Origin of the sequence: Stakelama portus (assembly GCF_003171655.1) — a bacterium.
GTDB classification, from domain to species: Bacteria; Pseudomonadota; Alphaproteobacteria; order Sphingomonadales; family Sphingomonadaceae; genus Sphingomonas; species Sphingomonas portus.
Genome location: NZ_QFZL01000001.1, coordinates 839,603 through 852,837 on the forward strand (window position 1 = coordinate 839,603; position 13,235 = coordinate 852,837).

The window sequence follows — 13,235 nt, forward strand, 5'->3', positions numbered from 1 at the left end:
GCGCCGTCACGGCCTAGGGCTGCGCCGCGCGCTTGGCGCGGGCCGCGCCCTGGGGCACGATTTCGACGATGATATCGCCGGGTTCGAGCGCTTTGGCCGCATCTTCCCAAAAGCTGAACGGTTTGCCGTCGCGATAGATGCGCATCCCCATGCCGGTGGTGATCGCCGATAGCGGCTTGCCGATTTCGGGCGGCGCGACCGTTCGTTCGGACAGCGCGATCCGTCCGTTGATCGAGGCAAGGTCCATCATATAGTCGGCGATGTGCGGGCCGGTGCATGATCCGGCGAGCAACAGTCCGGCGAAGCTGACCGGATTGATGACGGTGGTGGCGCCGGCGGCGCGGGCGGGGGTTTCGTTGTCGTCGGCCTTCACCGTGACGCTGATCGGAATCGTTTTCGACAGGTGTCGTGCGGTTAGCGTGATGAGGATCGAGGTGTCGTCGCGTCCCGCCGATACGATAAGCGCGCGGGCACGCCCGATCTTCACATCCTCAAGCACCCGATCGCGCGTCGCATCGCCCTGAAGCACGGCGCAGCCACAGGCTTCGGCCTGGGCGAGCGATTCCGCATTGCCGTCGATCACCACGATATCCTGTGCCGCGACGCCGCGCGCGATCAGTTCGTCGACTGCGTCCGATCCCGTCTTGCCGAAACCGGCAACGATATAATGGTCGTGAAGGTGCCGCTGGATATACGCCATTCGCCATTTGTCCCAGGTTCTGCGGAGCACGAAATTATAGGTGGTGCCGACAAACAGCAGCACCACGAAGATACGGATCGGCGTCACCACCAGCGCGTCGAACATCCGCGCCTGTTCGGTCACCGGCGCGATGTCGCCATAGCCTGTCGTCGTGATCGAAATCGCCGTGAAATACACCACGTCGAGAAAGCTGACATGCCCGTCATAGGTGTCACGCAGCCCTTCGCGGTCGAAATAATGGACGCCGATCGCCAGTGCGAGCAGCGCCATCACGCCGATTATGCGCCAACCGATCGACAACCAGACGGGAAGCGGCGATTTGCGCCGGAGAGTCGCAGGAGGGCGATGTATCGCCATTATGCGGGGGGCAAGCGCGTGAGCGGGTCGATCGGATCGCGCCCTTTGCGAATTTCGAAATGGAGCTGCGGGCGATCGACGAAGCCCGATTCGCCCGACAGGCCGATCGTCTGGCCACGCTGCACCGCCTGACCCCGCTGGACGAGGATCTGGCCGATATGACCATAGACGGTAGTCCAGCCATCGCCATGTTTCAGGATCACGACGCCGCCCAGCTGGGGAATGTCGCTGCCGACATAGGCGACGACGCCGTCCGCCGCGGCGAGGATCGACGAATCGAGCGGAACGGCGATCTTGATGCCGTCGTTGCGCTCGCCGCTCTGGCCCGGACCGAACCGGCCGATGATCTGGCCGTGCGCGGGCCATGCGAAGGAACCGCGCATATGCGCGGGTTCGGCGACCGCAGCATCGGAAGGCAGCACGCGGGCCGAGGATGCGGTCGGCTGAACCGGTTGCTCGTTGGTGGCGATGGCGGGTTCGCCGCCGGTAACGATATCGTCGATATCGACATGGAACCGCGCGGCGCGCTCTTCCAGCGTCTCGTTCCCCGTGTCGGGAAGCAACAGCCGCATGCCGGTGCGCAGCACATAGGGTTCCTCAAGATCGTTGACGGCGACGATCCGGCCCCAGTCGACGCCATAGGCGCGGGCGATGGCGATGCCCGTCTCGCCGGCATGGACGGTGTGATAGCGCCCGCCGGGTATGGTGAGTCGTTGGTTAGGAAAAATGGTAAATGGCGGCTGGAGGCCATTGGCGCGGGCGATCGCTTCGGACCCGGCACCGGTACGGTTCGAAATGCCGCGCAGCGTGTCGCCGCTGCGCACGACATAGGTGGTCGCGGGCACCAGCTGAGCATCGGCAGTCACCGGACGCGATTCCCACGCCGGCGCGGGAGCGGGCAGGGTGCGGACATCCCGGTTCTGCCGAACCGTGGGTGTGGGCGCGGACGCAGCGGTGCCCGGTCCGCGCGGCGCGGACGGGGGAATACAGCCGGCCAGAGCGGCAGCGGCCGGGAGCGTCAGCGCCAAATTCCTCAATCGAACCATGCGTCCCCCCAGACGAATGTCACCGATAGGCCTGGGTAAGCATATCGAGAGAATCGCGATGCGTCAGGTCCAGATGTAGCGGCGTGACCGCGATATGTCCGTCCTGAACCGCTTCCAGGTCCGTGGCATGGGCCGGTGTTTCCACCGTCGGGCCCAGCGCGAACCAGTGATATTCGAACCCGCGCGGATCGTGATTGGACACGATCTGAAGCCGGCCATAGTCGCGCAGGCCCTGCGCCACCACGCGGATACCCCGAACCTGATCGGCGGGCAGGGCGGGAAAATTGACGTTTACCAGCGTGCGGGCGGGCCAATCCATCTTCAACAACGGCCCGATCGCGCGCGCGCCCCATTCGCGCGCGGCGGAAAAGGGAATCGCGTCCCCCAATCCTTCGCGCGAATAGACCTGGCTGAGCGCGATCGATCGCACGCCCGCCAGCGCGCCTTCCATCGCCGCCGAAACCGTGCCCGAATAGGTGACGTCCTCGGCGAGGTTGGCGCCGCGATTGACGCCCGACAGAATCACGTCGGGCGGATTGTCCTTCATGATCCTGGCAAGCGCCATCATCACGGCGTCGGTCGGCGTCCCGGAAACGGCGAAGCGTTTTTCGGCGAATTTGCGAATGCGCAGCGGCCGGGTGAGCGTCAGCGAATGTCCCGCGCCCGATTGTTCCTCGGCAGGCGCGACGACCCAGACATCGTCCGAAAAGGCCGCAGCAATCTCTTCCAGAACGGCGAGGCCGCGCGCGTGATAGCCGTCATCATTGGTCAGCAGGATGCGCATCAGCGACAATCCTTTCGATCGGTGTGGCCTGTGCCACTCACGCCATCGGCTCCAGCCGTTCGAGCCCGTGGATATAGGGCCGGAACGCTTCGGGTATGGTGATCGAGCCGTCTTCGTTCTGATAGTTTTCGAGAACCGCCACCAGCGTGCGGCCGACCGCGAGCCCCGATCCGTTGAGCGTGTGGACGAAGCGGGTGCCCTTTTCGCCCTCGGCACGGAAGCGCGCGTTCATGCGGCGTGCCTGAAAATCGGTGCAGGTCGAACAGCTCGAAATCTCGCGATAGCGTTTCTGGCCCGGCAGCCAGACTTCCAGATCATAGGTGCGCGCCGCCGAAAAGCCCATGTCGCCGGTGCACAGCTTCATCCTGCGGAAGGGGAGGCCAAGCTTGTTGAGGATATCTTCGGCACAGGCGGTCATCCGCTCATGTTCGGCCTCGGACTGGTCGGGTGTGGTGATCGAAACCATCTCGACCTTGTCGAACTGATGCTGGCGGATGAACCCGCGCGTGTCGCGGCCCGCCGCGCCGGCTTCGGAACGGAAACAGGGGGTCAGCGCGGTGAAGCGCAGCGGCAATTCCTCTTCGGCCAGGATCTCCTGTGCGACGATGTTGGTCAGGCTGACTTCGGCGGTCGGGATCAGCCAGCGGCCATCGGTCGTCTGGAACAGATCGTCGGCGAATTTGGGAAGCTGGCCCGTACCGAACATCGCTTCGTCGCGGACCATCAGCGGCGGGATCACCTGTTCATAGCCATGATCGCGCGCGAGCGTGGTCAGCATGAACTGTCCCAGCGCGCGATAGAGCCGCGCCACCGGGCCACGCAGCAGCGTGAAGCGCGCGCCGGCGAGCTTTACGCCGGTTTCGAAATCGAGTCCCAGCGCCGGGCCGATTTCGTCATGCTCCTTTGCCTCGAACGCGAACTGGGGCGGCGTGCCATGGCTGGCGACGAGGGCATTGTCATCCTCATCCGCGCCATCGGGCACATCGGCGAGCGGGAGATTGGGGATGGCGGCGAGCCGCGATTCGAGATCGGCGGTGAGGCTTTTCTCCTCTGCCTCAAGCGCCGGGAGCCGTTCCTTGAGCGCCGACACTTCGGCCATCAGCGCCTGGGCCGTTTCCTCATCCTTTTGCGCCTTGGCTGCGCCGATCGCCTTCGACGCTTCGTTGCGGCGCGCCTGACCGGCCTGAAGCTCGGTGATCAGCGACCGGCGGCGTTCGTCGAGCGCGATCAGTTCGTCGGCCAGCGGATCGGCACCGCGACGCGCGAGTCCGGCGTCGAACGCTGCGGGATTTTCACGGATGAAACGGATGTCGTGCATGGCCAGCGCTATGGCCGGGCCACCGAAACTGCGCAACCCGGTGATATACCGAAACTGCAGGCGCCTGCCGTGCGTTGATGGGGGACAAGTGCAATAACAAGGAGAAAAATCATGCAGGTTCCGCACAAGGCCTTTGTCGTCGTGGCCGACGGTCGCAAGATGCTGTTCCTTCGCAACGAGGGCGATGCCGATTATCCGAACCTGCAGGTCGAGCGTGTCCGCGAGCAGGACAATCCGCCCGATCGCGAGCAATCGACCGACGCGCCGGGGACGACGTTCTCAAGCGTCGGCCATGGCCGCAGCTCCTATCAGGAAACCGATTTTCATCAGCTGGAAGAAGACCGGTTCGCAGCCCAGACCGCCGAGTTGTTGAAAAAGCGCGCGCTGAACAATGATTTCGAATCGTTGATCGTCGTGGCGCCGCCCCGGACGCTGGGCGAATTGCGCAAAAATTATCACAAGGAAGTCGAGGCGCGGCTTACCGGCGAGCTCGACAAGGATCTGACCGGGCACAGCATCGCCGATATCGAAAAGCTGTTGCTGAACGCCGAATAACCGGCACCTTTCGGCGGCCGATATGAAAACGGCGCTCCACCGATGCGGTGGGGCGCCGTTTCTTCATCGGCAATCGATGCCGGATTATGCCGTCGCGGCTTCTTTCCGCTTCGCAAGGCGCTTGCGCACCACCAGGGCTGCCGCAGCGCCGCCGAACAGCAGCACCATCGGCGGTGCCGGAACCGGGGCGGGGCCGCCACTCGATCCGCCGCCATGGCTGGAGCTGCCGCCATGACCGCTCGAGCCCCAGCCGCTCGATCCATGACCCGAAGACCCATGCCAGCCGCTGGAACCCCAGCCGCTCGACCCATGCCAGCCGCTCGATCCGTTGGACGAGCTCGAGCCGTTGGACGAGCTCGAAGTCGAACTGCTCGAACCGTTCGAGGAACTGGAAGTCGAGCTGCTCGACCCGTTGGACGAGCTGGAGGTCGACGACGAACTGGAAACGCCGCTCGAGGTCGAGCTGGACGACGAAACGCCGCTCGATGTCGAGGAGGAAGTGGACGACGAGACATCGCCGCTGCTGCCGCCGGAAGAGGTCGAAGACGAGGACGACACGTCGCCCGAGCTGCCGCCCGACGAGGTCGAGGAGGAGACATCCCCGGAGCTGCCGCCCGACGAGGTCGAGGAGCTGGTCGACGATCCGCCGGTCGAGGTCGAAGAACCGCCCGTCGATGTCGAAGAGCCGCCGGTGGAAGTCGACGAACCGCCGGTCGAGGAGCCGCCGGTCGACGAGGTGCTGCTGACGCTGCCGCTCGATGTCGAGGAGGAAGACCCGCCGGTGGACGAAGTGCTGCTCACGCTGCCGCTCGACGTCGAGGAACCGCCGGTCGATGTCGAGGTGGACGATCCGCCCGACGATACGTCGATATCGATGTCGATGCCGCTCGATCCCGAGCTGGTTCCCGAGGAACCGGAACTGCTCGAGGTCGAGGAAATAACAATGCCGCCGCTCGATCCGCCGCCGCCGCCGAAGAAGCCGCCTGCGAAAAAGCCGCCGGCGAAACCGCCGCCGCCGCTCGATCCGCCGACCACGGTCGCGCCTGCGGTGCTGCTGGTGCCCGAGACGATCGGGATTTCGCCGCTCGATCCATAGCCGCCCGCATAGGATGCAGGGGGCAGGGGGACCGGCGTGCCCTGAGACGTGACGGTGACGACCGTGGGTTGCGGGCAGCTCTGCTGAACCGTCCGGGTTTCGGTGCGCACGGTGCGACGGGATTCGGGGCGAGTCACGGTACGGCGAGTCGTCCGGCGCGTCAGCTTGCCCTGGCTATCGGCCTGGGACTGCACCGACGCGATCTGATCGTCGTGCACCGTTTCCGCCACATGAACGGCCCCACCGCCCAAAATGGCGCCACCGCATGCGCAAGCGCATAATTTTGCCAAGGCCATCCGAACCGACATGACGTCCCACTTCCCCGTTACTGCACCGGACCCGGACTGAATTCCGGGCCAAGGCGGACTGGTAATGTCTTAAAAGGCGGAACAAACGATTAATCGCAAGTCAATTAACTATGCTTTGTTAGGAGATCGCCGCATATTCACCAATCAGGTGCGATGTTATTTGGTTAATGTTTCGTTTCGATACGAAATAGCTTTATGTTCATTAACTATTATTAATCGCAATGGTAAACGAACGGTAGCTTTGGCGCGGCGCTTATGTTCAGCGTCGGCTAATTTCCCCCGTTGTACAGGGGATTTGATAGGCGATTCGGTTGAAAAGCCAGCTTGTTTCATGGAGCGGGCATCCGTATAGGCGCCTTGGGCAATGGGCGGTCTTCCGGCGGCGATGCCACTGGGAAACCGGTGTGGAGAGTGGGGAATGGCTACGGTATTTGATCCGCGCGATAACCCGGAACAGGAGTTCCCGTCGGCGGCCAATGACGGCGATGACGGATATCGTCCGTCGAATGACGAACCGTTCATGAATCCGCGGCAACTCGATTATTTTCGGAAAAAGCTTCAGGGCTGGAAAGACGCGATTTATCGCGAGGCTGCCGGCACGCTTACGCAATTGCAGACCGATACGCTGCGCGAAGCCGATCTGACCGATCGCGCATCGAGCGAGACCGACTGGTCGATCGAGCTGCGGACGCGCGATCGCCAACGCAAGCTGATTTCGAAGATCGATGCTGCTTTGCGGCGGATCGAAGACGGCGAATATGGTTATTGCGAAGTCACCGGCGAGCCGATCTCGCTCGCCCGGCTGGAAGCACGGCCGATCGCGACGATGACGGTTGAGGCGCAGGAGCGTCACGAGCGCAACGAAAAAGTGTCGCGCGAAGACTGAAAAATCTGGTTTCGGAAGCGTCGAGTTAACGCTTTGGAGATCAGTTCCTGCTCTATTCCTGCATTATGTCTTCGGGTTCGAGATAAGCGATGGAGCAATATCACAACGATCCCCTGGCTGCGTTCGCGGCGGATGACGCCGCCAGTCAGCGTGCGGGTTCGCGCGACAGCCTGATGCTGAGCGCGCATTTGCGCTTTGCCGGCGGTACCGAGACGGTTCCGGTTCGCGTACGCAACCTGTCGTCAGGCGGTCTGATGGCTGAATATCCCCATCCGGTGGCGCGCAACACGGCAGTCGAAGTCGATGTGCGTGGAATCGGCTGGGTTCGCGGGCAGGTCGCCTGGTGCGCCGAAGGGCGGATCGGTATCGCCTTCGAGACCGAGATTGATCCGATGCTGGCGCGCAAGCCGGTGGGCAAGGGCCAGCATACGCCGGTCTATGCCAAGCCGATTATTTCGCGCCGCTGAAGCACGTCGCGCTGCTGCGATTTTCCGAAAAATTCCGAATCCGGTGGGCGCGTCGGTAAGGCGCGTCTTTGTGCGGGCAAACGCGCCGGACGACGCGATGCGTGGGCGGGTGGTTTCGCCCCGTTGGATCGGCGGAGCAGGTGCTCCGCCGCCAATAGTCCGATCTTTGTTGTGGAAAACCGCAGTTAGCGGTTCATCTCTTCCTTGACGCGCAGCTTCTGGCGCTTCAATGCGCTGATCACTGACTGATCGGGCAGGGGACGATGCGTTTCCTCGGCGATTCGCTGGTCGAGCACATGGTGCTTGGTCTCCAGAGCCTCAAGATGCGCGGTTTGCATGTAAGCAATCCTCCTTCTGCGTGTGGGGGATAGTGAGTAGATCACTTTTCGCAGCTTCTGTCGCCACCGGATTCGCACCTAATCGACGGTTAGTGTCGATTCCTGCGATGATCCGTTGTGATGCGCAGTCGCTTGGGGCATGGCGGTAGCGATGGACGAGAGCGAGATCCGCCACGAACTCGAAATGCTGCGCACCGAGCATCGCGATCTCGACACCGCGATCGAGGCGCTGCATGCGACCAGTTCCGCCGATCAGCTCCAGCTGGCGCGCCTGAAAAAGCGCAAACTGCGCCTGCGCGACGATATCGTGCGGCTCGAAGATATGCTGATTCCGGACATTATCGCCTGAAGCTCCCGTAACGGGACGCGAAACGCCGGAATTTAACCTTTCCGTTACCATCGATGCTGTGGCACCAAATCGGGATGATGGAACCGGGGGCAACGCGTATTCATCGAAAGCTGCTCGACTCGCTGTATGTCGAGGCGATGCTGCTGGCCGATGAAGCGCGCGCATATTTCGACCAGGCCGGTCGCGAGGAGCGCGATACGCTCGATGCGCTGCGCCGCGTCGCCTTTTCCTGCGAATCGCTCAAGGTGACCACCCGGCTGATGCATGTCATCGCATGGCTGTTGACGCAGCGCGCCGTGGATGCGGGTGAAATTGCCCCGCGCGAGGCGCTGCTCCCGTCGCGCAGGCTCGGGACCGCGCCGGAGAGCGAGCCCGAAGCGCTCGCCGCGCTTCCGTTTCAGGCGATAACGATCATCGAAGCGAGCATCGATCTGTATCGCCGCGTCGACCGGCTCGATTCGGCGCTGGAAGAACCGGCGGCGGAAAGCCCCGCGCGATCGATGATGCAGCGGCTCGCCGCGTCCTTCTGAACCGGCCTCAGCGGGTTACCCGCTCCAATGCCTCGCGATATTCGCGCTGCAGCCGTTCGATGCGTTCGGCCACCGGCACCACGGCATCGACCGATCCGATACCCTGACCCGAACCCCAGATGTCGCGCCATGCCTTGGCACCGCCGAAATCCATCTTGCTGGGATCGCTTTCGGGCAGATTGTCGGGATCGAGCCCGGCATTGACGATCGACGCGCGCAGATAATTGCCATGCACGCCGGTGAAGAGGTTGGAATAGACGATGTCGGCGGCGCGGCCATCGACGATCCCCTGTTTGTAATCGGCCATCGCATTGGCTTCGGTGGTCGCGATGAAGGGCGAGCCGATATAGGCGAGATCGGCGCCCATCGCCTGCGCCGCGAGCACGGCGCCGCCGGTCGAGATCGCTCCGGACAGCGCGATCGGCCCGTCGAACCATTGCCGCACTTCCGAAACCAGCGCGAAGGGGCTGAGCGTTCCGGCATGGCCGCCGGCGCCGGTCGCGACCAGGATCAGGCCGTCGGCGCCTTTTTCGATTGCCTTATGCGCGAACCGGTCGTCGATCACATCGTGCAGCGTGATGCCGCCCCAGCCATGGACCGCGTCGTTCAGCTCGGGGCGGGCGCCAAGCGAGGTGATGACGATCGGCACCTTCCACCGGGCGCAGACTTCGACATCATGTTCGAGCCGCGGGTTCGATCGGTGGACGATCTGATTGACTGCGAAGGGGGCGGCAGGCGTGTCGGGATTGTCGCGATCCCACGCGGCCAGTTCTTCGGTGATCTGATGCAGCCATTCGTCGAGCTTCGTATCCGGGCGCGCATTGAGCGCGGGGAAGGAACCGACGATTCCCGCCTTGCACTGGGCGATGACCAGTTCCGGGCCGGAGATGATGAACATGGGCGAGCCGATGACCGGCAGGCGCAGGCGATCGAAGATGGGTGGCAACGACATAGGTACGTTTCATAGCGCAACGCGAAGGGCTGTCTATCCCGGTCCCGGCGACGTTACGGCTTCGGCGGATCGCGCAAGAGCGGTCCAAGGTTCCGGCCGTTTCCGGGCGAATCGTCATGCCCGACCATGCAGGCGCCATCCGCGCTAGGGAAACGGGCGTTGCCAGACGACGAACGTGTCCTCGTCGGTGGACTGGATCGCGGCCTGAAACGCATCGTGCCGGAAACCGGGCAGGGCAGTGACATGTTCGAGCACGGTCGATTCGCCGACAGCGCCCTGCGGAAAGGTGAAGGCGACATCCTCTTCCGGGCCATAGATCAGCCACCAGAAATCCATGCCCAGGGGACCGCTGGCGTTGGTTTCGATCGCTACGGCGTGGAGCTGCGAAAGTGGCAGCTGATGCCGCCTGCCGTCGCGATCGATCATCCAGAGGAGATCGCCGTCGCAGCCGGCCTGCCAGTCGCTTTCGGGCTCGATCCGGAGCGGCTCGGGCGGCGCTGTCGCCGGTTCGGGCGAATCCGGTGGCGGCTGCTGCGCTCCGGACGGTGGCGCGGGGCGTGTAACGAGTCGGCGGAACCAGTCGAACCAGCCCATGGCACCCCTCAATCGATGGGTTTCAGATCGGCCGCATATTCGGCCTGTTTATGCGCGTACAGGGCGGACGATGCCTTGAGCATCGCCTTGGCCTGATCGTCGAGCGGGCGGATGGCGCGCGCCGGGCTGCCCAGGATCATATGGCCCGCGGGGAAATGCTTGCCTTCGGTAATCAATGCGCCGGCGCCGATCAGGCAATCCTCGCCGATCACCGCACCGTTCAGGATCGTGGCGCCCATGCCGACCAGCGTGCGATCGCCGATCGTGCAGCCATGCAGCACTGCATGATGCCCCACCGTGCAATCCTCACCGATGGTGCAGGCAAAGCCCGGATCGCTGTGGAGAACGCACCCGTCCTGCACATTGCTGCCCCGGCCGATGACGATCGGCGTATTATCGGCGCGGATGACAGCGCCGAACCAGATGCTGGCACCGGACCCGAGATGGACGTCGCCGATCAGGTCCGCGCTGGGGGCGACCCAGGCATCCTCTGCGACGACAGGCGATTTTCCGAAGATCGAATAGAGCGGCACCGGTCCAGCTTATGGGAGCAGCGGCGCGTTCGCAATCGGAAGCGGCATTCCCATCGCAATTGCGACCGCGAGCCCGGCCATCAGCACGGCAAGCGTGGAGGAGAGCGAGAAAAGCCCCCATCCCATCATGGTTACCATCTGCGAATTGGGCCGTTGCTGCCGCTGGTTGCGCTGAAGCGAAACCAGGACGAATCCCGTCGCCATTGCGTAGAGGAAGACGAAAAACTCAGCCATTTGTTACCCACCCGGACAACGATCCCCGGCTGAAAGCTACCGTGCAGAAGTTAACGCTTCAATGCCGCGACGCACCATTTGTCGCGTTCCAGCGGGCATCAGTCGCAGCCCGGATTATTTTTCCGACGCGGCTGGCGACGGCGCAGGCGCGGCGGGAAGCAGGACATGGGCATGGGCCTGTGTCGCTCCGGAACATTTGCATCCGCACCCGCATCCGCCCGCGCAGACCGGGCAGGGCCGCGGTATCGCGCAGACGCAGAGCCAGGTCGGCTGCGCGGGCGCGGGCGGTGCGGGCGGTGCCGGCTTTTCCGGGGTCGGGGGAAGCGGCGGCAGCTTCAGCTCGCCGGTCTCGCGGATGATCACATGGTCGTCACGACGCCGGCAGCAGGGGCAGGGGGCGTGGTCGTGCGCTTCCTCCTCGTCCTGCGAGGACTTTTCCCCCGAACCGAGCAGCTTGCGCGCGGCCGCACATAGATCGAAGGCGTGGCTGCGCAGTTGATCGACCGCGCGCGCGAAAACCGCCTGCTCGGTCTGAAAATGATGGAGCAGCATCGCGTCGCGATAGGAATCGGCCGATTCCTTGACGAGCGGATAGTTGATCGTCTGTTGCAGGTCTGCGAGCTGGGATTCGAGCGACTTTATCTGGCCGCCCCATGCCGCAAAGGCGCCGAACAGCCCGTATTTCGGCCATTCGCCCGGCGGCTGGGCGCGCATCTGATCGACGAAACTTGCCGGCCCGGCCAGATCTTCGCGCAGGGTACGGACGAGTATGCGCAGCGTGACGAGGTCCGATGGCGGGACGCGGGGCCGCTGCGCGAAGCTGTTGGCCAGCGCGTCGGTATGTTTCCACACCTGATCGCACAGCATGCGCGTGAATTCCTTTTCGCGCGGCTTGCCCGGCTTGGGGAAACGATCGCGCAATGCCGCCAGTGTCGCGACAAGCGCGATACCGACGATCAGCCCCAGCGCGCCGAGCGTGACGCCGATCCATCCCTGAACCGAGTCGGCAGCAGTGGCCGGGACTGCGGCGGACACGAGATTATTGGCAGCGGCAAACCAGATCAGCATTTCTTCCCCCCAGAAAGCAACGCGACTCGGTCAGCGACCAATATGGTTAACAGAGCAGGGATTGACCGTAATGCAAGTTTGGGAGCGCAAAAAATAGCCAGCAGCGGCCGACGGCACCTTTTGAAAGCGCCGCCGCGATTTCGGGATTGTTGGCGATTTGCCGGTCAGAGCGTCTGAAAAAGCCTGCTCATTCGGGCCCATGCCCGTTCCGCCGCATGCTTGTCATATGCCGGGGCGTCGGGAACGGTCCAGCCATGATCGGCGGGATAGACTTCGATCTCGGCCGAACGGCCGGCCGATTCCGCCGCCTGGCGGAGTGTCATCTTCGCTTCCGGATCCTTCTGATCGTCGTTTTGGGCAATGGCGAACAGATATTGCGCCTGCGTTTCGCGAATCATGGTGTCGGGGCTCTGCGGACTATCGGGCACCACCAGCGCGGCGCCATGCAGGGATGCGGCAGCGCGCACGCGATCGGGCACCGCGGCGGCGGTGAAAATGGTGAACGGACCGCCCATGCAATAGCCATTCGTGCCGACGCCGCGTGCAGGGTCGACGGACGGCTGTGCATCGAGCCAGCGCACCATGTCGCGTGCATCGCGCATGACGGCATCGGCAGTCAGCTGCTGTCGCCAGGGCGTGACGGTCTCGAACCCGTTATTCGCGAGAAATTCGGCGAAATCGGCAAATTGCGGGGCGGGGATCGAGCGGTAATAGGGATTGGCGACAAGCACGGCATAGCCCTGACCCGCCAGTCGCCGCGCCATCAGCTTGAATGCGTCGCGCAGGCCGGCAATGTCCGGCCAGGTGATGATCGCGGGATGCTTGCCCGATGTCGGCCGCACGAAAAATGCGTCCATCACACCGTCCGGCGTGGTGACCGAAACCATCTCCTCGGCAATCGGATCGCTCGATGCGTCGGTGCCGGCGCAGGCGCTCAGCGCACCACTCAATGCCGCTGCGGCGACGAACTGGCGACGGTTGAACGACCAGTCGCGCTTTCCGTTACGGTTCCATTCGGCGATTTCATCGCGATCACACATCGATATTCACTCCCGGCGCCCGCCGCCCGGCATGGCTTTAGCCGATCGGGGGCGGGCGGGGAATTGCGCGCGTGCGATCC

General features: G+C 63.6%; 17 protein-coding genes. 6 read left to right on the forward strand and 11 right to left on the reverse strand.

Going from position 1 to position 13,235, the window contains the following annotated elements; translation table 11 throughout:
• Nucleotides 1–13: 13 nt before the first annotated feature.
• The 4 genes from DKB74_RS03895 to serS form a co-directional block, all read right to left on the reverse strand.
• Nucleotides 14–1,057: a potassium channel family protein gene (locus DKB74_RS03895; RefSeq protein ID WP_109806755.1), complete on the reverse strand. Its 1,044-nt coding sequence runs from the start codon at nt 1,055–1,057 to the stop codon at nt 14–16.
• Complete coding sequence (locus DKB74_RS03900) at nt 1,057–1,923, reverse strand: M23 family metallopeptidase (RefSeq protein ID WP_239987357.1); 867 nt, start codon at nt 1,921–1,923, stop codon at nt 1,057–1,059. The genes DKB74_RS03895 and DKB74_RS03900 overlap by 1 nt, the downstream gene beginning before the upstream one ends.
• A gap of 199 nt (nt 1,924–2,122) precedes the next feature.
• Nucleotides 2,123–2,887 carry a 5'/3'-nucleotidase SurE gene (gene surE / locus DKB74_RS03905; RefSeq protein WP_109807106.1) on the reverse strand — a complete coding sequence of 255 codons (765 nt, stop codon included), beginning with the start codon at nt 2,885–2,887 and terminating at the stop codon, nt 2,123–2,125.
• 37 nt (nt 2,888–2,924) lie between these two features.
• On the reverse strand, nt 2,925–4,205 hold the full coding sequence (gene serS / locus DKB74_RS03910; protein WP_109806757.1) for a serine--tRNA ligase: 1,281 nt from the start codon (nt 4,203–4,205) through the stop codon (nt 2,925–2,927).
• Between the two features lie 111 nt (nt 4,206–4,316).
• On the opposite strand from serS, the gene DKB74_RS03915 reads away from it, so the two are divergent.
• The 4 genes from DKB74_RS03915 to DKB74_RS03930 all read left to right on the forward strand — a co-directional run bounded on the left by DKB74_RS03915 (nt 4,317) and on the right by DKB74_RS03930 (nt 7,517).
• Nucleotides 4,317–4,760 carry a host attachment family protein gene (locus tag DKB74_RS03915; protein ID WP_109806758.1) on the forward strand — a complete coding sequence of 148 codons (444 nt, stop codon included), beginning with the start codon at nt 4,317–4,319 and terminating at the stop codon, nt 4,758–4,760.
• Between the two features lie 346 nt (nt 4,761–5,106).
• On the forward strand, nt 5,107–5,856 hold the full coding sequence (locus tag DKB74_RS03920) for a hypothetical protein (RefSeq protein WP_145960893.1): 750 nt from the start codon (nt 5,107–5,109) through the stop codon (nt 5,854–5,856).
• 828 nt (nt 5,857–6,684) lie between these two features.
• On the forward strand, nt 6,685–7,050 hold the full coding sequence (gene dksA / locus DKB74_RS03925; RefSeq protein ID WP_420822396.1) for an RNA polymerase-binding protein DksA: 366 nt from the start codon (nt 6,685–6,687) through the stop codon (nt 7,048–7,050).
• 89 nt (nt 7,051–7,139) lie between these two features.
• Nucleotides 7,140–7,517 (forward strand): PilZ domain-containing protein, encoded by a 378-nt coding sequence (locus tag DKB74_RS03930; RefSeq protein WP_109806761.1) that lies wholly within the window; start codon nt 7,140–7,142, stop codon nt 7,515–7,517.
• Nucleotides 7,518–7,702: 185 nt separating this feature from the next.
• Here the strand turns inward: DKB74_RS03930 and DKB74_RS03935 are convergent, their stop codons facing one another.
• A complete protein-coding gene (locus tag DKB74_RS03935; protein ID WP_109806762.1) occupies nt 7,703–7,855 on the reverse strand; it encodes a YdcH family protein in 153 nt (50 codons plus the stop codon).
• Between the two features lie 151 nt (nt 7,856–8,006).
• Here DKB74_RS03935 and DKB74_RS03940 point away from each other — a divergent pair, with 151 nt between their 5' ends.
• Both DKB74_RS03940 and DKB74_RS03945 read left to right on the forward strand, forming a co-directional pair.
• Nucleotides 8,007–8,204, forward strand: coding sequence for a YdcH family protein (locus tag DKB74_RS03940; protein ID WP_109807107.1), 198 nt, complete (start codon nt 8,007–8,009; stop codon nt 8,202–8,204).
• A 77-nt stretch (nt 8,205–8,281) separates the two neighbouring features.
• Nucleotides 8,282–8,734, forward strand: a complete 453-nt coding sequence (locus DKB74_RS03945; RefSeq protein WP_239987358.1) for a DUF1465 family protein — start codon at nt 8,282–8,284, stop codon at nt 8,732–8,734.
• Nucleotides 8,735–8,741: 7 nt separating this feature from the next.
• On the opposite strand, the gene DKB74_RS03950 is transcribed toward DKB74_RS03945, so the two are convergent.
• From DKB74_RS03950 to DKB74_RS03975, 6 genes are all read right to left on the reverse strand, one after another.
• The gene (locus DKB74_RS03950; protein WP_109806763.1) at nt 8,742–9,686 is read right to left on the reverse strand and encodes an NAD(P)H-dependent flavin oxidoreductase; all 945 of its coding nucleotides are present in this window, start codon (nt 9,684–9,686) and stop codon (nt 8,742–8,744) included.
• Nucleotides 9,687–9,830: 144 nt separating this feature from the next.
• Nucleotides 9,831–10,280, reverse strand: coding sequence for a hypothetical protein (locus DKB74_RS03955; protein WP_109806764.1), 450 nt, complete (start codon nt 10,278–10,280; stop codon nt 9,831–9,833).
• An 8-nt stretch (nt 10,281–10,288) separates the two neighbouring features.
• On the reverse strand, nt 10,289–10,813 hold the full coding sequence (locus DKB74_RS03960; protein ID WP_109806765.1) for a gamma carbonic anhydrase family protein: 525 nt from the start codon (nt 10,811–10,813) through the stop codon (nt 10,289–10,291).
• A 9-nt stretch (nt 10,814–10,822) separates the two neighbouring features.
• Nucleotides 10,823–11,047: a hypothetical protein gene (locus tag DKB74_RS03965; protein ID WP_109806766.1), complete on the reverse strand. Its 225-nt coding sequence runs from the start codon at nt 11,045–11,047 to the stop codon at nt 10,823–10,825.
• 114 nt (nt 11,048–11,161) lie between these two features.
• The gene (locus DKB74_RS03970) at nt 11,162–12,115 is read right to left on the reverse strand and encodes a hypothetical protein (protein WP_109806767.1); all 954 of its coding nucleotides are present in this window, start codon (nt 12,113–12,115) and stop codon (nt 11,162–11,164) included.
• Between the two features lie 164 nt (nt 12,116–12,279).
• Nucleotides 12,280–13,155: a dienelactone hydrolase family protein gene (locus DKB74_RS03975; RefSeq protein ID WP_109806768.1), complete on the reverse strand. Its 876-nt coding sequence runs from the start codon at nt 13,153–13,155 to the stop codon at nt 12,280–12,282.
• Nucleotides 13,156–13,235: the final 80 nt, after the last annotated feature.

What these genes read in the sequence shown, in the direction of transcription:
- DKB74_RS03895 (WP_109806755.1), bottom strand. Translation starts at nt 1,057, where the DNA reads ATGGCGATACATCGCCCTCCTGCGACTCTCCGGCGCAAATCGCCGCTT.
- surE (WP_109807106.1), bottom strand. Translation starts at nt 2,887, where the DNA reads ATGCGCATCCTGCTGACCAATGATGACGGCTATCACGCGCGCGGCCTC.
- serS (WP_109806757.1), bottom strand. Translation starts at nt 4,205, where the DNA reads ATGCACGACATCCGTTTCATCCGTGAAAATCCCGCAGCGTTCGACGCC.
- DKB74_RS03915 (WP_109806758.1), top strand. Translation starts at nt 4,317, where the DNA reads ATGCAGGTTCCGCACAAGGCCTTTGTCGTCGTGGCCGACGGTCGCAAG.
- dksA (WP_420822396.1), top strand. Translation starts at nt 6,685, where the DNA reads ATGAATCCGCGGCAACTCGATTATTTTCGGAAAAAGCTTCAGGGCTGG.
- DKB74_RS03930 (WP_109806761.1), top strand. Translation starts at nt 7,140, where the DNA reads ATGGAGCAATATCACAACGATCCCCTGGCTGCGTTCGCGGCGGATGAC.
- DKB74_RS03935 (WP_109806762.1), bottom strand. Translation starts at nt 7,855, where the DNA reads ATGCAAACCGCGCATCTTGAGGCTCTGGAGACCAAGCACCATGTGCTC.
- DKB74_RS03940 (WP_109807107.1), top strand. Translation starts at nt 8,007, where the DNA reads ATGGACGAGAGCGAGATCCGCCACGAACTCGAAATGCTGCGCACCGAG.
- DKB74_RS03945 (WP_239987358.1), top strand. Translation starts at nt 8,282, where the DNA reads ATGGAACCGGGGGCAACGCGTATTCATCGAAAGCTGCTCGACTCGCTG.
- DKB74_RS03950 (WP_109806763.1), bottom strand. Translation starts at nt 9,686, where the DNA reads ATGTCGTTGCCACCCATCTTCGATCGCCTGCGCCTGCCGGTCATCGGC.
- DKB74_RS03955 (WP_109806764.1), bottom strand. Translation starts at nt 10,280, where the DNA reads ATGGGCTGGTTCGACTGGTTCCGCCGACTCGTTACACGCCCCGCGCCA.
- DKB74_RS03965 (WP_109806766.1), bottom strand. Translation starts at nt 11,047, where the DNA reads ATGGCTGAGTTTTTCGTCTTCCTCTACGCAATGGCGACGGGATTCGTC.
- DKB74_RS03970 (WP_109806767.1), bottom strand. Translation starts at nt 12,115, where the DNA reads ATGCTGATCTGGTTTGCCGCTGCCAATAATCTCGTGTCCGCCGCAGTC.
- DKB74_RS03975 (WP_109806768.1), bottom strand. Translation starts at nt 13,155, where the DNA reads ATGTGTGATCGCGATGAAATCGCCGAATGGAACCGTAACGGAAAGCGC.